At 34.8% G+C, this 20,309-nt stretch carries 21 protein-coding genes; 18 read left to right on the forward strand and 3 right to left on the reverse strand.

Translation table 11 applies throughout. The annotated features are described in order from the left end of the window. The first annotated feature begins 25 nt into the window (after nucleotides 1-25). The 9 genes from ACSKT4_RS00290 (at nucleotide 26) to ACSKT4_RS00330 (ending at nucleotide 7,249) form a co-directional block, all read left to right on the forward strand. Nucleotides 26-1,042: a CobW family GTP-binding protein gene (locus ACSKT4_RS00290; protein WP_186870022.1), complete on the forward strand. Its 1,017-nt coding sequence runs from the start codon at nucleotides 26-28 to the stop codon at nucleotides 1,040-1,042. Between the two features lie 44 nt (nucleotides 1,043-1,086). Then, entirely contained in the window at nucleotides 1,087-2,286 is a 1,200-nt protein-coding gene (locus ACSKT4_RS00295) for a GTP-binding protein (RefSeq protein ID WP_465822612.1), read from the forward strand. A 27-nt stretch (nucleotides 2,287-2,313) separates the two neighbouring features. Then, the gene (rpsN, locus tag ACSKT4_RS00300; RefSeq protein ID WP_211741648.1) at nucleotides 2,314-2,583 is read left to right on the forward strand and encodes a 30S ribosomal protein S14; all 270 of its coding nucleotides are present in this window, start codon (nucleotides 2,314-2,316) and stop codon (nucleotides 2,581-2,583) included. Nucleotides 2,584-2,867: 284 nt separating this feature from the next. Beyond that, on the forward strand, nucleotides 2,868-3,719 hold the full coding sequence (locus ACSKT4_RS00305) for a DUF72 domain-containing protein (RefSeq protein ID WP_465822614.1): 852 nt from the start codon (nucleotides 2,868-2,870) through the stop codon (nucleotides 3,717-3,719). Nucleotides 3,720-3,886: 167 nt separating this feature from the next. Next, nucleotides 3,887-4,387, forward strand: a complete 501-nt coding sequence (locus ACSKT4_RS00310; RefSeq protein ID WP_465822615.1) for a sigma-70 family RNA polymerase sigma factor — start codon at nucleotides 3,887-3,889, stop codon at nucleotides 4,385-4,387. Further along, entirely contained in the window at nucleotides 4,377-5,540 is a 1,164-nt protein-coding gene (locus ACSKT4_RS00315; protein WP_465822616.1) for an anti-sigma factor, read from the forward strand. The genes ACSKT4_RS00310 and ACSKT4_RS00315 overlap by 11 nt, the downstream gene beginning before the upstream one ends. Nucleotides 5,541-5,667: 127 nt before the next feature. Further along, nucleotides 5,668-6,279 (forward strand): class I SAM-dependent methyltransferase, encoded by a 612-nt coding sequence (locus tag ACSKT4_RS00320; RefSeq protein WP_186870028.1) that lies wholly within the window; start codon nucleotides 5,668-5,670, stop codon nucleotides 6,277-6,279. Nucleotides 6,280-6,309: 30 nt separating this feature from the next. After that, nucleotides 6,310-6,852 (forward strand): GNAT family N-acetyltransferase, encoded by a 543-nt coding sequence (locus ACSKT4_RS00325; RefSeq protein WP_211741645.1) that lies wholly within the window; start codon nucleotides 6,310-6,312, stop codon nucleotides 6,850-6,852. A gap of 91 nt (nucleotides 6,853-6,943) precedes the next feature. Then, nucleotides 6,944-7,249 (forward strand): MGMT family protein, encoded by a 306-nt coding sequence (locus tag ACSKT4_RS00330; protein ID WP_186870030.1) that lies wholly within the window; start codon nucleotides 6,944-6,946, stop codon nucleotides 7,247-7,249. 51 nt (nucleotides 7,250-7,300) lie between these two features. Here ACSKT4_RS00330 and ACSKT4_RS00335 read toward each other — a convergent pair whose 3' ends face one another. Further along, the gene (locus tag ACSKT4_RS00335) at nucleotides 7,301-8,857 is read right to left on the reverse strand and encodes an ABC-F family ATP-binding cassette domain-containing protein (protein WP_186870031.1); all 1,557 of its coding nucleotides are present in this window, start codon (nucleotides 8,855-8,857) and stop codon (nucleotides 7,301-7,303) included. A 179-nt stretch (nucleotides 8,858-9,036) separates the two neighbouring features. On the opposite strand from ACSKT4_RS00335, the gene ACSKT4_RS00340 reads away from it, so the two are divergent. The 3 genes from ACSKT4_RS00340 (at nucleotide 9,037) to ACSKT4_RS00350 (ending at nucleotide 12,476) form a co-directional block, all read left to right on the forward strand. After that, entirely contained in the window at nucleotides 9,037-9,885 is an 849-nt protein-coding gene (locus ACSKT4_RS00340; RefSeq protein WP_211741643.1) for a DegV family protein, read from the forward strand. Nucleotides 9,886-10,133: 248 nt separating this feature from the next. Next, nucleotides 10,134-11,594 carry a vWA domain-containing protein gene (locus tag ACSKT4_RS00345; RefSeq protein WP_465822618.1) on the forward strand — a complete coding sequence of 487 codons (1,461 nt, stop codon included), beginning with the start codon at nucleotides 10,134-10,136 and terminating at the stop codon, nucleotides 11,592-11,594. A 54-nt stretch (nucleotides 11,595-11,648) separates the two neighbouring features. Next, nucleotides 11,649-12,476, forward strand: a complete 828-nt coding sequence (locus ACSKT4_RS00350) for a hypothetical protein (protein WP_211741641.1) — start codon at nucleotides 11,649-11,651, stop codon at nucleotides 12,474-12,476. 111 nt (nucleotides 12,477-12,587) lie between these two features. Here the strand turns inward: ACSKT4_RS00350 and ACSKT4_RS00355 are convergent, their stop codons facing one another. After that, complete coding sequence (locus ACSKT4_RS00355) at nucleotides 12,588-12,902, reverse strand: hypothetical protein (RefSeq protein WP_186870036.1); 315 nt, start codon at nucleotides 12,900-12,902, stop codon at nucleotides 12,588-12,590. Between the two features lie 108 nt (nucleotides 12,903-13,010). On the opposite strand from ACSKT4_RS00355, the gene ACSKT4_RS00360 reads away from it, so the two are divergent. From ACSKT4_RS00360 to ACSKT4_RS00370, 3 genes are all read left to right on the forward strand, one after another. Then, nucleotides 13,011-13,484 (forward strand): DinB family protein, encoded by a 474-nt coding sequence (locus ACSKT4_RS00360; protein ID WP_211741640.1) that lies wholly within the window; start codon nucleotides 13,011-13,013, stop codon nucleotides 13,482-13,484. Nucleotides 13,485-13,761: 277 nt separating this feature from the next. Next, nucleotides 13,762-14,139, forward strand: a complete 378-nt coding sequence (locus ACSKT4_RS00365; protein ID WP_211741639.1) for a CopG family transcriptional regulator — start codon at nucleotides 13,762-13,764, stop codon at nucleotides 14,137-14,139. An 8-nt stretch (nucleotides 14,140-14,147) separates the two neighbouring features. Next, nucleotides 14,148-14,909, forward strand: a complete 762-nt coding sequence (locus ACSKT4_RS00370) for a metallophosphoesterase family protein (RefSeq protein ID WP_465822619.1) — start codon at nucleotides 14,148-14,150, stop codon at nucleotides 14,907-14,909. A gap of 80 nt (nucleotides 14,910-14,989) precedes the next feature. Here the strand turns inward: ACSKT4_RS00370 and ACSKT4_RS00375 are convergent, their stop codons facing one another. Then, entirely contained in the window at nucleotides 14,990-16,408 is a 1,419-nt protein-coding gene (locus ACSKT4_RS00375; RefSeq protein ID WP_186870040.1) for a TcaA 3rd/4th domain-containing protein, read from the reverse strand. A 541-nt stretch (nucleotides 16,409-16,949) separates the two neighbouring features. Between ACSKT4_RS00375 and ACSKT4_RS00380 the strand changes: the two genes are divergently transcribed. From ACSKT4_RS00380 to ACSKT4_RS00390, 3 genes are read left to right on the forward strand one after another with little or no spacing between them, the layout of a single operon-like run. Then, nucleotides 16,950-18,077: an AAA family ATPase gene (locus ACSKT4_RS00380; RefSeq protein ID WP_186870041.1), complete on the forward strand. Its 1,128-nt coding sequence runs from the start codon at nucleotides 16,950-16,952 to the stop codon at nucleotides 18,075-18,077. Nucleotides 18,078-18,126: 49 nt separating this feature from the next. Then, nucleotides 18,127-19,302 (forward strand): CpaF family protein, encoded by a 1,176-nt coding sequence (locus ACSKT4_RS00385; RefSeq protein WP_186870155.1) that lies wholly within the window; start codon nucleotides 18,127-18,129, stop codon nucleotides 19,300-19,302. Then, nucleotides 19,303-20,271: a type II secretion system F family protein gene (locus ACSKT4_RS00390; RefSeq protein WP_246521442.1), complete on the forward strand. Its 969-nt coding sequence runs from the start codon at nucleotides 19,303-19,305 to the stop codon at nucleotides 20,269-20,271. Nucleotides 20,272-20,309 lie beyond the last annotated feature (38 nt).

Raw genomic sequence — 20,309 nt, forward strand, 5'->3', positions numbered from 1 at the left:
ATAACACACTTAAAGGAGGTTCTAAATGCTCAAACAACATAAAATTCCTGTCACCATTTTAACCGGATTTTTAGGTGCTGGGAAAACAACGCTGTTAAACCGATTATTAAGAGATGAGCAAAATCGACGTGCGGCAGTCATTATTAATGAATACGGTGATACCGGAATTGACTCAGAGCTTGTCATAAAGACACACGAGGAAATAATAGAAATCAACAAAGGATGCATTTGTTGTAATGTACGTGGAGATTTGATTAAGGTTCTGAAAAATTTAATCGTTAAAATGGCCAAAAGGGAGATCCATTTAAGTCGAATTATTATTGAAACAACTGGACTAGCAAACCCAGCACCTGTTATTCAAACCTTTCTAATGGATGAAGTAATGGCATATTGGTTTGACATAGACAGTGTTTGTACGGTTGTAGATTCGAAGCATTTGCCCCTACATTTAGAGCAGGAAATCGCCCAGGAACAAATTGCTTTTGCGGATTTAATCATTATGAATAAAGCGGATTTAGTTTCTCAGGAGGAATTAGCAGATTTAAAGCTTCGGATTAAAAAGATGAACATGACAGCGGAAGTAATCACTACGACAAATAGTGAAGTACCCATTAATAAGCTAATAGGTGTTCAATCATTTGATTTAAGTGCGAAGCTTAAGATTCAATCGAACTTACTTACAGAATCCCATCATCATCACCATGATGACAATGTACATTCTATTATTCTAAAGTCAGACAAACCATTGTTCCTCGACCGTGTCAATAAATGGTTTACTTACCTTGTTCAAATGAAAGGAGAGTCGCTTTATCGATACAAAGGAATATTAAATGTAAAGGATATTGATAATCGAGTTGTTTATCAAGGGGTTCACATGCTATTTGCTAGTACAGAAGACCGGAAATGGAAACAAGATGAACCGAGAAAAAGTGAACTAATATTTATTGGAACAAAATTAGATGAAGAAGAGCTCAAGAAAGGATTTCGCTATTGTATAGATGAAAAATTCAAACTTCAAACTGAAGGATATTTTTTTAGATAGTTTATCGTAATGATTACGATTAACTATTGAAAGGGAGAATGTATATGACACAGAAGATACCAGTTACCGTATTAATTGGTTACTTAGGGGCAGGGAAAACAACCTTATTAAATCATGTTTTACACAACAGAGATGGGATGAAGGTAGCAGTTATTGTAAATGACATGAGTGAGATAAATATTGATGCAGGACTTGTGGAGAATGAAGGAACATTATCTAGAGTGGATGAGCAACTGGTCGAAATGTCCAATGGGTGCATATGTTGTACACTACGAGAAGATTTATTAATTGAAGTAGAAAAGTTAGCGAAGGATGGTAGGTTTGATTATATCTTAATTGAATCAACAGGAATTAGTGAGCCTATACCTGTGGCCCAGACATTTTCATATTTGGATGATCAATTAGGGATAGACCTTAACAAATATTGTCAATTAGATACGATGGTTACAGTAGTCGATGCTAGCCGTTTCTGGCATGACTTTGGATCAGGTGAAAGTTTGTTAGATCGGAAAGAAGCGATTTCGGAGGAGGATGAACGTGAAATAGCAGATTTATTAATTGACCAAATTGAATTCTGTGATGTGCTAGTTTTAAATAAGTGTGATCTAGTGGATGAAGCTGATTTAGAGAAACTCGAACAAGTTCTAAGAAAATTACAGCCAGAAGCGAAGTTCATTAGAACGACACATGGAGTAGTAGACCCAAAAGAAATTCTTCATACGAACTCTTTTGAATTTGAGAAAGCAAGTAGTTCTGCAGGATGGCTAAAAGAGCTGACCAATGGACCTCAAGGGCATGTACCGGAGACAGAGGAGTATGGGATTGCTTCATTTGTCTATGAACGCAGGCTACCTTTTCATTCGGTACGTCTATTAAGGTTTATCGAGACTATGCCTGAAAATATCGTACGGGCAAAAGGAATTATGTGGTTAGCAACAAGAAATGATTTTTCTGTTCTACTTTCGCAAGCAGGGTTATCTGCAAACATTGAGCCACTTGCATATTGGGTAGTGGCACTTCCTCCTAGTAGAAGAGAAGCCCTTTTACAAGAAAATCCAGAAGTCATGGAAACATGGGATTTGGAATTTGGTGATCGAAAGACACAGTTAGTTTTTATTGGACTTGATTTAGATAAAGAATATATTACGAAAGAATTGGATAACTGTTTATTAACGCCAGAGGAAATGGATAGTGACTGGAGTAAACTACCAGATCCGTTTCAATGGAATATCCAAACAGTATAAGCATAATAGTGAGGAGAATAATTTAAAATGGCTAAAAAATCAAAAGTAGTAAAAGCGATGAAACAACAAAGAATGATAGAAAAGTATGCTGAAATAAGAAGAGAGTTAAAGGAGAAGGGAGATTATGAAGCGCTTCGTAAACTACCGCGTGATTCCTCGCCAACAAGACTTAAAAACCGCTGCGCTGTGACTGGGCGTCCAAGAGGGTATATGCGCAAGTTTGGAATGTCAAGAATTGCTTTCCGCGAATATGCTCATAAAGGACAAGTACCAGGTGTAAAAAAATCTAGCTGGTAGAATAATCCTCCTTATATAAGGTATTAAAAAAGTAGTCAGGAAGGTTATGTTTACAAGAAGCATAGGGGTCTTAGCTAAAATGCTAATTCTTCATATGCTTCTTTTTATATGCACGTGGATCCCTCCGTATGGACAGGACTGGAACTGCTATTTATTTATGGTTCGTGTTACTACTTTCCTACTATACTATCTAGCAGAATAGGTGTTTACGATATAGTAGTGGTATATGATAGTATAGAGGATAATGTAACCTATTAGTTTATTATCACATAGGAGGAATCGGTATGATTTATATCGGACTAACTGGTTGGGGTGATCATGATTTATTATATACTGATGATATTAGACCAAGGGATAAATTAGCCGAGTACAGTAGTCACTTCCCTGTGGTTGAATTAGACGCCTCCTTTTATGCAATACAACCAGTACGTAATGCATTAAAGTGGGTGAAGGATACTCCAGATACTTTTCGTTTTGTTGTTAAAGCTTATCAAGGAATGACCGGACATCAACGAAAGGAGATTCCTTTTGAAAATAAAGAGATTATGTTTCAAGCCTTTATTGATTCCTTGACGCCTTTTCAAGAGGCCAATAAATTAGCGATGGTATTATTTCAGTTTCCACCGTGGTTTGGCTGTAATAGGGAAAATGTAAACTACTTAAGATATTGTAAGAGAATGATGGGGGAGATTCCGGTCGCCCTAGAATTTCGAAATCAATCCTGGTTTTACGATAAGTATCGTGAAAGCACATTAACCTTTATGAAACAAAATGGCTGGATTCATTCGATTGCGGACGAACCACAAGCGGGAGAAGGTTCGATTCCTATTGTAACTGTAGCGACTACATCTGACGTCACATTGATTCGTATGCATGGACGGAATTTTCATGGCTGGACTAAACCTAAAAACGCGGATACAAATTGGCGTGATGTTCGCTATTTATATAAATATAATGAGAAAGAATTATTGGATTGGAAGAATCGAGTCTTGGAAATCTCGAAGGAAACGAAGGACATTATCGTATTATTTAACAATAATTCTGGCGGTGATGCTGCAAATAATGCAAAAGAATTTCAACATATGCTTGGAATAGAGTACGAAGGGTTAGCACCTAAGCAGCTCGGGTTGTTTTAACAACGTATATACAATAGAGCTAACTTGATTACGAACAAGATAACCTTTGATAGGGTATCTTGTTTTTTTGGGGTATATTCGCTCTTGTAAATATGCTAAAAGATAAAAATTCGAAATTCCTGTTACTAATCTGCTTCTTAATCGTTACATAAGTGAAAGGGGGAGCCATGAAAGATAATCTGGATTACATTTATCACACATATTTTTTTGATATATATCGTTTCCTCCTAATGCTTAGTCGAAACCATCATACAGCAGAAGACCTGGTTCAAGAAACGTTTATTAGAGCCCATCTATATATCGAGAATTATAAGGGGGAGAGTGTTAAAGCCTGGCTATTTACAATTGCACATCATGTTTTTATTGATTATTACCGTAAGCATAAAAAGATGATGATAAAAGAAGATACTTTCTTCACTACTTTTATGGATAAGAAGAATTTGTTTGAAGAAGATGTAGTTAGAAAAGAAGAGATTCAAGAAATCATATATTTACTCAATGATTTACCAGAAAAACAAAGATATGCTGTATTATTGCATGATGTCCATGGACTTACTCAAGCTGAAGCATCGAGTGTAATGGGGGTTAAACAATCGTATTTTAAGGTTTTGTTATTTCGCGGCAGACAATATGTAAGACAGAGGAGGGAACAATCGGATGAAAGATGATTTTAAGAAGAAATTAGATGCCTATGAAAAAGGAGAACTTTCCGAAGCGGAAAAAGAAAAGGTCGAGCAGGAGTTAGAAAAATTAGAAAAATATTATGAGTTCATAGACGAAAAAGAAGATAAAGACCGAATAGTTAATCCTATGAATGATGAAAAGCAAATAAAAATACTGAGACGAAGTAAATGGAAAGCTAGGTTTCAGACTGCTATTATGGTAATCAGTATTCTCTTCTTTGTTACGATTTTATCAACTATCCTAACAGCTGTTTATTATTCATGGGGAAAACCAGACCGAGTCGATACCTTTCGAAATATAATTGATTATACATTAACAGTCACGAATCCATATGGTTATTATGGAGGAACAAGTACGAATACAAAACCATTCTTTTCTATGGAAGCTAGTAGAGATTTAAAAAAGAGGGTTGGGGATGAAACATTAGTAGTTGGCGAAATGAAAGTTAACTTCTTGTTCTCTCTGATGGGATTCCCAATGGAAGATTTCTACGGGAGAATGAAGCAAGAGCAACCAGGATTTATTCTTCCTGGAGCAGAAAGCGAAATGGCTGATTGGAACCAATTAGAACAATTATCCGAGGGAACGGTTGTATCTGCATATGTGTCTTTTTCCGAGCTACTAAGTACAAATGACGTATTCCAATTATTTAATGGTAGAAATCTAGATATTATCTGGTTTGCCGTTTATACGGGGCAAGAAGGAGAATCAAGATATGCCGGTACTATTTTCGAGCCAATTGGCTTTCCTGATTATCCGATCTGGCATGATAATGATATGATATTAGATTCTAGGGAGGAAGAAAAGGGTTTATTTGGTAGTAAGGTAGTCTCTGAATCACATTATTCTCCGGTATATGAAGAAGCGGATTATGAACTGCTTCACACACAATTTATGAAGACACTAGCTTTTCTTTCCAAATATGAAAGTAAGGCAAATAAGCTAACCTTTGAACCGTTAAATATAGATAATAGAATACAGTATTTAAAAGAGCATGGAATCGAACATTACGGTGCTGTCATTACGGGTCCAACAAAGGAAATCTTAAAACTTCAGGAAGAACCAATGATTAGTGATCTAGAAGTAGATGAAGTGTCATTCTGGAATTGGGAATGGGACAGAAGTGAGGAAGAATAAGGTGTAATATTAAAGGAGATTAAGAAGCTTAAAATTATCTTAATCTCCTTCTTATGTTACGATTACTTTATCAAGAATAGACACCATAAGTTAATACTTGCCATGACGAACTTATGAGGAGTTATATATGAAGAAGGAAAAATTAATAAAAAAGTATGACAGTCAGGTTTCCATGTATGAAAATAATCGTAATAATCCAACTGTAGCAGGATGGCGGGAGAAACTTATTAAGTCAGCTTATGGTAAAGTGTTAGAAGTCGGAGTAGGTGTAGGAGCTAATTTTCCACATTATGACAAACAAAAGGTCAGTGAGATTATCGGAGTGGATTTTAGTAAAGAGATGATTAAAAGTGCTGAGCAGCAAGCTATAACAAATCAGTTACATGTGCATTTTATCCATCAGGATGTTGATACACTTTCTTTGCAATCCAATTCTTTTAATAGTATTGTTTCGACTCTGACACTATGTAGTTATCCAGATCCAGTGAAAACCTTAAATAAATATAATGATTGGTGTCAGGAAGATGGCGCTGTATTGTTTTTAGAACACGGGTTAAGTTCCAATATATTGTTGTCTATGACACAAAAGGTGGTTGATCCACTTTATAGAAGGTTTTCAGGTTGTCATTGCGATCGAGATATTCTGAAGATTATGGAGGCATCTAAACTACAAGTCAAACACATCGAACAATACTGGTCTGGCATGGTTTCATTAATATGGGCAAAACCTAATAAATAGAAACCTTTTGGGAAAGGGAGGCAACCAACCATGTATTACCAAGGTAAATCGGTATATTTAAGACCCTTAACAAAAGAAGATAACAAAAGCATACTAAATGCAGTTCATGATGAAGAAATTCGTTATATGACTGGAACGAGAAACACGTTTACTATGGAACAAATAAATGCTCAAATAGATCGAATATTAGAAGATGATTCTCGTTATGATTTTGCAATTTGTTTAGTTGAAGCTGATGGTATCATCGGTGATTTAACCATATTAGACATCGACAAAATGAATAGAAAAGCTGGATTTCGAATTGCACTGCATGATAAGAAGTATTTTAATAAGGGTTATGGTACGGAGGCGGTGGAACTTGCATTAGCTTTTACGTTTAAGGAGTTAAAGTTAAACCGACTGCAACTAGAGGTCTATTCGCATAATAAGCGAGGGATAAAGGCTTATGAGAAGGTAGGCTTTAAAGTGGAGGGCGTACTAAGGGATTCGCTATTTTATAATGAAACATATTCTGATGAAATCATAATGGGGATACTAGCAGAGGATTACTTTAGAAGACAAAAAACCAGCTAGTATACGGGAGAGAGTATATTGAGTAGATAATTTGAACCAGTATAAACAATACCTTGATATTCTATTAAGAAGCATTTGCTGGAGGATAATGATGACACCATTTACAGAGAACGTAATTAAATTGATAAAGCAAATACCAGAGGGGAGAGTAATGACTTATGGCCAGATTGCTAGACTAGCTGGTAGTCCAAGGGCTGCTCGTCAGGTTGTTCGTATTTTACATTCTATGAGTAAAAAATACCGGCTTCCCTGGCATCGAGTTGTGAATGCAGAAGGTAAAATAGTAATAAAGGATGAAGCATCCTATCATGAACAGATTCTGAAATTAGAAGCTGAAGGAGTAGCATTGGGGAGCCTTAATGAAGTTAATTTAGAAACATATCGATGGCTTCCATAAATACTAAAAAAGAATGCCACATTACTAGGGCATTCTTTCTGCATGATAATCTTAAAATACTTTTGTTGTCCAATCTTCACAATTCCAAATATCTGTTACCAGACCATCATAAAATTCAGGTTCGTGGGAAATAAGGAGAACACTTCCTTTATATTCCTTTAGTGCTCGTTTCAACTCAACCTTTGCATCATGATCTAAGTGGTTAGTTGGCTCATCTAATACAAGTATATTTGTCTCGCGATTTATTAATTTACATAACCGTACCTTTGCCTTCTCCCCACCACTTAATACTTGCACTTTACTCTCAATATGTTTCGTTGTTAATCCACATTTTGCAAGTGCTGCACGAACTTCGTATTGGGTAAAGTGAGGGAATTCATCCCATACTTCTTCAATACAAGTATTGGTATTTGCCGTTTTGATTTCTTGCTCAAAATAGCCGATATGCAAATTCTCCCCGCGTTCAACATCCCCCGATACAGGAGGGATTTCTCCTAATAAACTTCTTAACAGTGTGGTCTTTCCAATTCCGTTTGCTCCATAAAGTGCTATCTTTTGTCCACGTTCCATTGATAAGTTTAATGGGCGAGACAATGGTTCACCATAACCGATAACGAGATCCTTTGTCTCGAATAAATATTTACTTGGTGTACGTGCTTCTTTAAATTGAAACTCAGGTTTTGGCTTTTCAGCGTCGAGTTCAATAACGTCCATTTTATCTAATTTTTTCTGGCGGGATTGTGCCATCCTCGCCGTTGCTGCATTTGCCTTATTACGAGCAACAAAGTCTTTTAAATGGGCAATTTCTTTTTGTTGTTTCTTATATGCTGCTAACTGTTGCTGTTTCTTCAAATCATGTAATCGTAGGAATTCATCGTAGTCCCCAGGATAACGAGTTAGCTCTAAATTTTCCATATGATAAATCAAGTTCACGACACTGTTTAAAAAAGGAATATCGTGAGAAATGAGTATAAAGGCATTGTCGTAATTCTGTAAATACGTTTTTAACCATTCTATATGTTCCACATCAAGATAGTTTGTCGGCTCATCGAGAAGTAGAATTTCAGGTTTTTCTAGGAGTAGTTTAGCTAATAATACTTTCGTACGCTGACCACCACTCAAATCATGGACATCGCGGTCTAGTCCAAAGTCATTTAACCCAAGTCCGTTCGCAACTTCTTCGACCTTTGCATCAATTGTATAGAAGTCATTATTGGTCAGAGAATCCTGCATACGACCGGTTTCTTCTAATAGTTTTTCTAGCTCTTCAGGTGATGCTTCTCCCATTTTGGCAAAAAGCTGATTCATTTCTTCTTCCATATCATACAAATACTGAAAAGCGGTTCGTAATACATCACGAATAGACAAACCTTGCTTTAATACAGCATGCTGATCTAAATAACCTACTCGGACATGCTTGGCCCAAGTTATCGTTCCAGCATCTGGTTGTAATTTTCCTGTAATTATATTCATGAAAGTTGACTTTCCTTCACCATTTGCTCCGATTAGTCCAATATGTTCACCTTGTAATAACCGGAATGATACATTTTCGAGTATCGCACGATCACCAAAGCCATGACTTAAATTTTTAACTGTTAGTAAACTCATATTCGGTAACACCTTATCCTTCCTAGGTACATTCTTTTTTATTATAAGGGTCATGATCAAAAAGTGATAGGGGTAAATAATGAAAAATATAATTATTACCAGATATTAATACTTGGTATAATTTACGCTTAGCTGTATTATTATTTTAATAAGTATAGGTGAAATGGAGAGGGAGAGTCATGAGTAAACGTAAAATTGCTTTTGTAACGGATAGTACGGCTTTTTTGACAGAGGAGCTAATAGCACATCCAGATGTGTATGTTGTCCCAATTGTTATCATTTCAAATGGGAAGGAGTACGAGGATGGTATTGACCTATCTAGTGCACAGTTATATGAAATGATTCGGACAGAAAAGGAAGTCCCTAAAACTTCCCAGCCCAATGTGGAGAAATTTAAGCAGTTATATAAGCATTTAAAAGAAGAATATGAACATGTTATCGCTATTCATGTATCGTCAAAATTAAGTGGAACTATTTCGAGCTCGAAGGCGGGAATGGAGCAAGTAGGATTACAAGTTAAAATCATTGACTCGGGATCACTCTCTTTTGCCATAACCTTCCTAATAGAAAAAGGAATAGAGCTAGTCGAACAAGGTATCGATGTAGAAGGGATTGTTCTACAGTTGGATCAGATGGCAAATCAGCATAAGAATCTAATTCTATTAGATACATTAGAACAGCTATTTAAAGGAGGGAGATTATCCAGTGCGCAATTTGTGCTAGGAAATCTCCTTAAGATTAAACCAATTTTGGCTATAGGGGACAAGGGAGAACTAGGGGTGGTGGAACGAATTCGTTCTGAGAAAAAAGCTACACGTAGAATGATAGATTTAATAAGGGCATCTTGTAAGGAGCATGCTGTGACAAAAATCGGTATTGCAAATGCCAATGCTCTTGAAAAAGCTGAAGCAATACGCAAAGAAATCCTTTTACAATTTCCAGATATAGAAGTTGTTATTGGTGAAGTAAGTTCATCTCTAGCTGTTCATGCAGGAGAAGGAGCGATTGCAGTGTTCTGGAGTATATAAAGTATGGAAGCTATGCTGGTGGGGTAGTAATATTGTACCCTACCAGCATATTTTTTCTTGATGTTCTCCATTAAAACGAAGAAATAAAAGAGTCTAAATGGGTAATAGTTACTATTTTTTGAAATTTTGATTTTTTATGGTATGAAATTTAGTACTATTTATAATATAAGATTTTAAACGCATAGAGTCTTGCCAATAAAAACTGGATGATTCGATAACTTTTCATATTCTAGGAGGGAGTTAATAGGTTGTTATACATAAATCACCGTAAAGTAATTTTCGTTTTGGTTCTATTTTTCTCTTTGGTTTCTATTCAAGCTTGTTCTCATGATTCGAACGATACAGAGAATAGGGATGAAGTGAAAAATGATGTGAGTGAAGAAGTGGTTGATGAACAAGAAAATGTACCAGAAGATAAAAATGAAAGAGATGATGTTGACCTATCAGAAGAACCAACAAATAACCCCGAAGATTTACTTGAAATAGCACCCAATGAACCAACGAATCTAGACGAAATTATTAACTATCCAACAGGTCCTCTTGCAGGGAATGGATTGCATACCGGAAAAGAACCATTACTAAGTGCTGAGCAAATGGCAGATTATGTTAAAGAAGTCCTCCCGCCTATTAAAGAAGATGTCAGTGAAGAATACTTAGACAAATGGTGGCGAGCCTATCGCTATCTTTTTGCAGAGGATTATCAAGATCCGAGACAACTCATTACAAAAATGAAGTTTGATAACTTTGGTCATCCAGGATTAGAGGATGAACAGTTTACCTTCAAAGAGCAGTTAAATGTACTAGTAATTCTTGATGTTAGTGGAAGTATGGCAAATGAAATCAATGGAAAATCGATGATGGATATTGCGAAGGATTCGATTCGCGAATTTACCTCTAGTCTACCAAATGAAGCAAATGTTGGTCTTCGAGTCTATGGTCATGAAGGCGCACGAACTGGTAAAACCCCAGAACAGTCTTGTGAAGTTAGTGAGTTAGTTTATGAAATCCAACCAATCAATGCTTCCGAATTTAATAGTGTAATAGATCCTTTTATCCCAACTGGATGGACGCCTATTGGTTTAAGCTTAGAACAGGCAAAAGAGGATTTCGCTAACCTTCCAGGAGATACGAATACCAATCTCGTATACATCGTCAGTGATGGTGCCGAAACATGTGGAGGAGACCCAGCTGGTGCTGCAAAAGAACTTGCTGAATCTGATATTCAATCTATTGTTAATGTAATCGGTTTTAATGTAGATATCGAGGGCCAAAGTCATTTACGCGAAATAGCAGAAGCTGGTGGAGGAATTTATACGAATGCAGGGGATGAGGAACAATTAAATGAGGTCTTTGAACAGGCAAAGAGAATGGTTGAGATGTGGAAAGAATGGAAGACTGGAGCAAAGAAAGATTTTATGGAACAAAAAAGGGATCAAACGATTGACCTTTTGAAATTTTCAAGTAATTGGATTCAAAAAAGTGCGGATGAAAGCCATAATTTAAATGGTGTGTCAACTATATTGCGACAGGATAATTATATAACGAGTGAGGCAAGTAGATATTTTCGAAGGAAAAATAGTGATCTATATAGTTTATTTAATGACATTGAACGTACATCGTTTGAAGAGTTAATGGATGAGTTAGAGGAAAATTATAGAGAAATCCAGATACAAATTGATGAATTTTATCAAGATAACGTAGGTGATTAGTAACCATACGAGAGGATTTTTGAGATTTCATAAAACAATATTAGGATGATTCAAATGAACCAAATTGATGGAAATCAAATTCTTAAGTTAGGTAAGAAGCATAAAAAATGGAATGAGGACGTGACAATAGAAGGGTTCCCGTATTTAATTAATAATAATAGGTATTTTTTAGCAAATTATCTTGGGAAGCTCTCAAAAGATGTAAAGAATATAGCCATAATAACACCTGATACTATGCGAAAGGAAGATGCATTAAAGGCTTTAAAGCCACTAGTTTATTTTTCTATAGCTTTTGATAGATTAGAGAACAATACAAAAGGAAGAGCAGAGTTAGACTTCAGTGTATATGAGGAAATAAGAGACTATTTAAGGAATATTTTAAACTCAGGAGTATTAAAGACCGACTTATTAGCAATCTATGAACGTTCACTCAAGATAATAGAAAAGAATCTGCACTTACAAGAAGAAATGTTAGCTTTAAGGGGGGGAGTTACTTCAATTGCTAAAAGAATACTAGCCAGAAGTTATTTTGTGGATAGTGAAATTGAGGAAATTCTAAATATGGTGCCAGCTCCGGGATGGATTCAATATGAGCAATTATATGATAGTTATAAGTATAGACATGATTTTGATGTGGTATATGAAAACCAAAATAATGTAGAGTTAAAGCCCTTTTTTAATTTTCGAGATCCAAAGACTCTATATAATATGACTAGTAAGATTGCTGAACATCAACTAAGAAATTCTTTAGATAACTTAACAGATAGCATAGATATGTCTGCATATACTAAAGAGGAGTACTTTAATTATTGGACTACTAAGTTTAAAAAAGGTTTATCAGATCGTTATATATATTTAAGTAATATAATTCGATATCCTTGATGAAAATGTTGTAAAGGAGAAGTAAGCCAGGATTTTGATATTTATGTTATTGTATATAAACAATAAGTAGCCAAACCAAAAAAACAAGGACCGGGCTAATCACCCGGTCTATTAATCTTTATCATATTGTAAGTACTGGTAGTTATCAGTTGGAATACGACTTATTATATTACCTTCAGTATCTTTATGAACTTCGTATTCACGGTAAGTCTCTATTATTTTTCCATTCCTTTCATTCATATCTTCAAGCATAAATTCAAATGAACTTGAGGCACTACGTTCAGTAGGCTGTGTATCTGCATCTACTGATTCATCTTCTTGCATTTCATAATAGATGGTTTGTTCATTAGAAGTTGGCGGAGAATCTAATATTGCAGACAATATAATGACCATTAGGGCGCCGAATAAAGCTAACTTTGTTTTCATAATGAAACTCCTTTCTTGAAACTCTGTTATATTTATATGCATGTCCCATGTAATTAATCGTAAAAAACGTTAAAATAATAGTGTATGTATTTGAAAGGAGTGGAAATGATGTATCGAACAAAAGAAGATTTTCTGCTTGATTGGGATCAAGCAGTTAATGGAACTGTGAACGTTCTTGAAGCACTAACAGATGATAAGTTAAATCAAGCAATTGTGGAGGGCCATAATACGTTAGGTTGGTTAGGCTGGCATCTTGCAACAGCTCTTGGGTTTTTCGGTGGACAAATTGGATTACAAGTTGAGCCAGTAGGGGGACCAAATGATGTCCCAACAACTGCAGCAGAAATCGTAACTGCCTATAAAAAGTCAGCAGCAGATGTTAAAGAAAGTGTAGCGGCTTTAACGGATGAACAATTACTTGAAACAGTTGAGAGCTTTGGAAGTCAAGTTCCTAGAGGAGCATTATTGCGTTCCATGATTGATCATCAAACACATCACCGTGGTCAAATGACTGTACTCTTGAGACAAGCTGGATTGAAAGTGCCTGGTGTAATGGGACCTACAATAGAAGATCAAGCGTAATTTAAAAAAGAGCAAAATCTTTTTAAAAAAGGATTTTGCTCTTTTTGCTTTTTAGATAATTTATTAAAAGCGAAGATACATCATACTTGAATTAAAATATAGAAAAAGATGAGGTTAATAATAGAATGTAAAATCGTCGAGGGCGCATGCTACGGTTGTTGAAAGAAATGATGTGTGTTAATAATTTTTATAAAAATCAAATTATTTTACTCGTCTGTATAGATGGGTAAGGGAGTGCGTGGTATACTTATAAAAACAAATTCTAGGAGTGGTGAAATTGGCTGATACTGAAAAAGTGACCGTCAATTTAAATGTAGTGGACCTTGGGAAGATTGACTTACTAGTGGAACAAGGCTTTTATTCTAACAGGACGGATTTCATTAAAAGCTCTATACGAAATCAGTTATCTGAACATGCTGAAGAGGTAAATAAGTTGACAACCGATAAGGTATTAGGTGCCCTCTATTATTCACGTAAAGATTTAGAAGAAGTAGTTGCCAATGGAAAAGTACTTGATATAAAAGTAATTGGCATGTTAGCTTTTGCCGATGACGTGGATGAGGAATTAGTTCGGAAGTCTATTAGATCATTAAAGGTTTTGGGAGTATTACGAGCATCGAAGGAAGTCCGGAAAGCATTAGATAGGATAAAGTAGGGGATAAAATGGGAGAGAAGTTTGCTATTATAACAGATATCCACGGAAATAGTGCAGCACTAAAGGCGGTATTAGAAGATATTAAAAGAGACAAAGATATCGGCCGGATTTATTGCTTAGGTGATATGATTGCAATTGGGCATGAGACGAATCAGGTGTTGGAGCTATTATTTTCTGAGAAAAATATTTCTTTTGTTACGGGAAATCATGAGCAATCCGTTCTTAATATCATTTTAGGTAAACCTTCACATAGTCAAGAAATTGTCCAAAAGCACCACGAATGGATTGCCAAAAATCTCGATAAAGCGTATATGGAACGCTTAGCAAATATTCCGAAGCAAATAACAACAGAAATCGCTGGTAAGAAGGTATTGTTTTTACACTACCATTTAGATTGTAATAATCAGTTCTTACCATTGGATACGGATCCTACAGGTCCTAGCTTGGAGAAAATCTATGAAAATACAGATGTTGATCTTGTATGTTTTGGACATCATCATACGATCCATCATTTTAGTTCGAAAAGTCGGATGTATTTAAATCCAGGTCCACTTGGGTGCGGTCATAAGCCCTTAGCACCGTACGGAACGATAGAAATAGGAGAAAATGGTCAAGTGAATGTTCACATTAAGGAAGTTCCCTATGATAATCGAGCATTTCTTAAGTCAATTTTTGAGACTAAGTATCCGGCTTATGAGACTGTATTAGAAGTCTTTCATGGTAATCAACATATTCCTTTAGTTGAAGAAGAGGAAGTTAATAGTAAGTAGTTAAAGTGGTATTTTTATGCTTTTCAATGGGCTAAATAAGAGAAAACAATTCCTTAAATGGAATTGCTTTCTCTTTTCATTTAATTAAATTCATATATAATGTCGTCCTCATAGGTGAAGAAATGGGAAAATTCATAGTCATAAACTAACCATTGCTGAATATCCTCATCAAATAATAATTCAACTGTAGCACCACGCAAGTATTCGTGTGGGTTCTCCCCTTCAAATATTCTCCCTAAATGTCCATTAGGCTCATAATAATGTAGCATAACATCCATCTTTAATTTGTATGCTTCTAACTCATTGTCGTATAGTGGATCCTGGTACCAGTTGACTTTATATTGAGTGCTTAATAATGTTCCCTCGTAGTCTGGGATATGTGACTCCACATGAGATATTGTCTCATTTACTTTTTCAACCATTATATCAGAAACATTATCTTCCAGAACGGATGCATCACGTGCATTAACAGAATCGGTGTAGGTCAAAAAAACGTTATTAATTACGTTTATAATTTTTTCCTCTTCCTCTTTGGATATGGCTGGTGTTTTACTGAAGTTATACTCTAATTCACTGCTATCAATGATTAAAGGTTCACTTACAACCGTTTCCCAAGGCATTTTTTTCTCTAAATGAATGGATATGTTCTCATTTAATGGAAAGGGCCCGATACTTTGAGTACCTTTATTTATTATAAAATCTGTTTCTCTCTCATTAATAAATAATGTTGCTTCATCTTCAAATGTAGAAACAATCTGAATCATACCTATATCTAAATTAAATTCGAGCTTTGTGCTATCTGTATCCAAGTTAAATAGTGTAACCTGATTAGTTTGTTCAGTTGATACATAATTATTATCAAACTTTGCCTTTACTTCATAAATTCCCGGCATGTACGGACCGTATGTTTCCCTGTGAGTACCTTTGTCTACAATTGTATCAACTACCTTGTTATTTATTAATAGGTCAATTTCGGTATCTGAAGTCAAAATATCAATAAATGCAGGAATTACGACTAAATCATAATCTTTATCTTCCTCATTTTTCAATAAGGTAATTGTCGCATGTGATTTTGTAGAAACGGGTTCCTCTTCTGAAGAATATGCTGTTGCTTTATCCTCTAGACTATTCAGTATAGTGTTATAGTATTCTGGATTTTCCTGAAAGAAAGAAATTAATTCCATCGCGTCTTCACGATTAATTTCAAATGAGTTTTCATAGGGAGTTAATAATTCAACAAGTGCTTCAGAGTCCTCATTAATGACTGTCTCTTTAAATGACTGTACCTTTTCCATTGGATCAACTAGGTCCATTTGCTTGTTATTATTTAATATAAAATAAGCTATAGGAACCCCTAATAACAATATAATTAATGGAATAGCTATGTATAACTTCTTAGAAAGTCTCTTTTTCTGCTGATTTTCTATCTCCCGTCCACATTCTGGACAAGACTCAAATTTTGAATTTGGAAACTTATGCTTACAATATTTACACTTCAATAAAATTCACCTCAAAAAAGTCAAATTATTCATACTTCAAATCCTAACATACATGTCAAGATTTTATATGAAACTTTTTAACTAAAATTATAAAAAATTTTACTTTATTAATTGTAAATTTAATGTTGATTTATAAGGACGAGCGTACAATTTTGTTTCATTTATATTACGGATTTGTTAAGAGAGAGTAACGAAAAAAGAAAATCATGTCTTTAGTTCTAGTAAAATAATCCTTACTCTTGGCGGATTAGAATATTATTTATCTTCGTTAGTAGAGAGGTAAGGTAATTTTTAGACATCCTTTAATAGATGCTAAACCTTAGTACACTCAATAGTTTAGCTTATTCAGTGATCTACTTTGGAGGGCTTGTAAAACGAAAAGTAAATGATAGGTAAAAAGGGAAAACGTAAATACAGAATTTTGCAATCTGGGTAATAAATACCGTTTTTAGAATTTTGTATTTTTTTTACAATAAAATTTAGTAAAATTTATACAAGTACTTGTAAGACTTTATTATCAATTAAATGGTGGTGTTAGTCGTTGAAGAAGATTCGGATTGTTATTACAGACACAAATGTTGATTATCTACAATCATTAGCATCGTTTATCCGTAATGAAGGTGGTAATAATCAATTTTTAGTTACTTACTTTTCAAAAGAAGAAACTCTAAGTTCGTATCTGAAACAAGGTGAAATGGTTGATATATTATTAGTAAGTTCTGAAATAAGTATTCCTAGGATCCAACGAGATATGTTTGTCATTTTATTAGAAGATGACCTACTAAAGGTTAAGAATACATCAATGCCTTCTGTATATCGTTACCAGAGGCTTGATCAGCTAGTATCTAACATTCTTGGATTGTACTATGAAAAAAACGAGGAAGCAGGGAGGTTATTACAAAGAAATAATCAAACGAAAATTTTTTCCTTTTATTCTCCGAATGGAGGAGTTGGCAAAACAACTACTGCAGTAAACTTTTCAAAACAATTAGCTTTGAATGATGCAAAAGTATTTTATTTAAATCTAGAAACTTTTAATACAACAAAGTTATTTTTATCAGATGATAATGAGAATCCCTCGTTACAAATCTTTTATTACGCAAAAACAGCATCGGGGCAACTACTTTCCAAAATTGAGAAATTACGAAGGCATGATCCGCATGCAATGGTGGATTTTTTTGATATTGAGATAAATGCTCAAGAATTGCTGGAGTTGTCAGGAAATGAAATTGAGAGAATAGTAAATGGCTTATTAGAAACAGATGCTTATGATTACATAATTTTAGATTTAGATAGTTCGATACATGAGAGAAATTTAATGGCAATGAAAGAAAGTGATACGATATTTTGGATTTTGGCTAATGATTCCTTTGGACCTTTAAAAACAAAATCATTTTTAGAGGAAGAAGAGAAGTTTTTTGGTAGAGAGAATGTTATGAAAGATAAAATGTCGTTAATTATTAATAAATTTAACGGAAACCTACTAAATGATTTTGATGAACTAGAGTTACCAATAGATGGTTATCTTCCATTTATACCAAACTGGACTCACCCCCAATCAAGGGCAGAGCTATTAGGTAATGACTTATTTAATCAAGAAATCCAGTCAATCATAAGGAAGGTTATTTTGACAAATCAGGAAGGAGGAGTATTAAATAGTGGATTTTGATCAGGTAGTGAAGACCTTAATTAAACAATTACGTGAGACACTTGATTTGATGCATTCAATGTCGAACGATGAGCTGATAGAGTACATAGAAGCTGCTGTCTTTGATTATGCTAAAGAAGAAAAATTGAAATCGAATGAGATAAAATATTTAGTTGATCGGATATTTAATGCATTTAGGGGTTATGATGTCTTACAACCATTAATAGATGACAAATCTATTACTGAAATTATGGTTAATAATCATCAAGAGATTTTTATTGAACGAGATGGTGCTACTACCCAGGTCGACATTCAGTTTGAAAGTGAACAAAAGCTAGAGGATATTATTCAGGCAATAGTTTCTCGAGTGAATAGAGTAGTTAACGAATCTTCCCCAATAGTTGATGCGCGGTTAAGTGATGGTTCTAGGGTGAATGTAGTATTACCACCTATTGCGTTAAAAGGACCAGTTATGACTATTCGGAAATTCCCTGCTAATCCACTAACGATAAATGATTTAATTGCATTTCAATCTATTTCTAAGGACGCAGCTAAGTTTTTACAAAAGCTTGTTGTATCTAAATACAACATTTTTATAAGTGGTGGAACTGGTTCTGGTAAAACAACATTCTTAAATGTCCTATCTAATTTTATTCCTAGACATGAAAGGATAATTACTATAGAGGACTCAGCAGAACTTCAAATTAAAAATGTTCCGAACTTAGTTAGCTTGGAAACCAGAAATGCCAACACAGAAGGGAAAGGAGAAATTGCAATTCGTGAATTAATTCGTACTTCATTACGTATGAGACCAGATCGCATCATCGTGGGTGAGGTTCGTGGTGCAGAAGCACTGGATATGTTACAGGCGATGAACACAGGCCATGACGGTTCACTATCAACAGGCCATGCTAACTCTACGAAAGATATGCTGAGTCGACTAGAAACGATGGTACTAAATGGAGCAGAGCTTCCTGTAGGGGTAATTCGGAATCAGATTAGTTCTGCTGTTGATATTATGATCCACCTAATGCGCTTACGTGATAATACTAGAAAAGTAGTTGAAATAAGTGAAGTGTTACATGTTGAAGATGGGGAGGTTGTTTTAAACCCATTATATGAATTTATAGAAGAAGGGGAGACAGAAACAGGCAAAATTATTGGAGAATTGAAATCAACAGGAAATCAAATTCTTAATAAATCAAAAGCTCAATTGGCTGGTATAACAGTAGGAGGTACGGAATAGATGGGGGAGAATATGACCGATATAGTTATTTTAATATTTTTAATATGCCTCATCATTACATATATTATCGTAGTTATTAATAGGAAAAAGAAAGAAAAGGAAATGTCAGTTGAACCAGCTGTAATCGAAAAACTTAAAGCGGAAACAGAATTGGAAATCTTAAAGAAGCAACACTTCATAGATAAGATGAAGGAAAAAACAAACAGAGATGTTGAGTCACACTTGGTTGATTATTCTGTTTATCGTTTAACGTTTAAAGAATACTTGTTTTATGCCGTAATTGCGGGAATGGTCTTCTTTCTAATCGGATATTTATTTTATGAGAGTATTATTTTTTCCTTTATCATATCGGGATTAGGTCTGATATTCCCAAAATTTCAAAAGAAGAAATTACTTGAACAACGCAAGGAGAAATTAACAGTTCAATTCAAAGAGGCTATAGGTTCACTGTCTTCTTCATTAGCTGCTGGTAGATCAATTGAGAATAGTTTAAAAGAAGTAGTGACGGACTTGTATTTACTGTATCCTGATCCAAATACATATATCATCAGAGAATTTGAAATTATTAATCGAAGAATTGAAAATGGGGATACAGTAGAAAATGCTATTCGTGATTTCAGTGTACGCTCCGATATAGACGACATTATTAATTTTGCTAATGTATTTATTACATGTAAGCGTACAGGTGGAAACCTGGTAGAAGTTATCAGAAGAACTTCTGATATTATTAGTGAAAAAATAGATATACAACAAGAGGTTTCTGTTATGATGGCACAGAAAAAGTTTGAGTCTAGGATTTTAAGTGTCGCCCCTCTAGGGATGATATTACTACTTAAGTATGCAGCAGGGGACTATCTCTCACCAATGTATCAGTGGTCATCCAATGGTCCAATTGTTATGACAGTTTGTTTAGTTATACTGGTCTTTTCATACTGGCTAAGCCAGAAAATAATGAACATTAAGGTGTGAATAGGTAATGATTTATTTTTTAATACCTGCTCTAGTAA

The sequence above is a fragment of the Ornithinibacillus liuyingii genome, assembly GCF_055550225.1.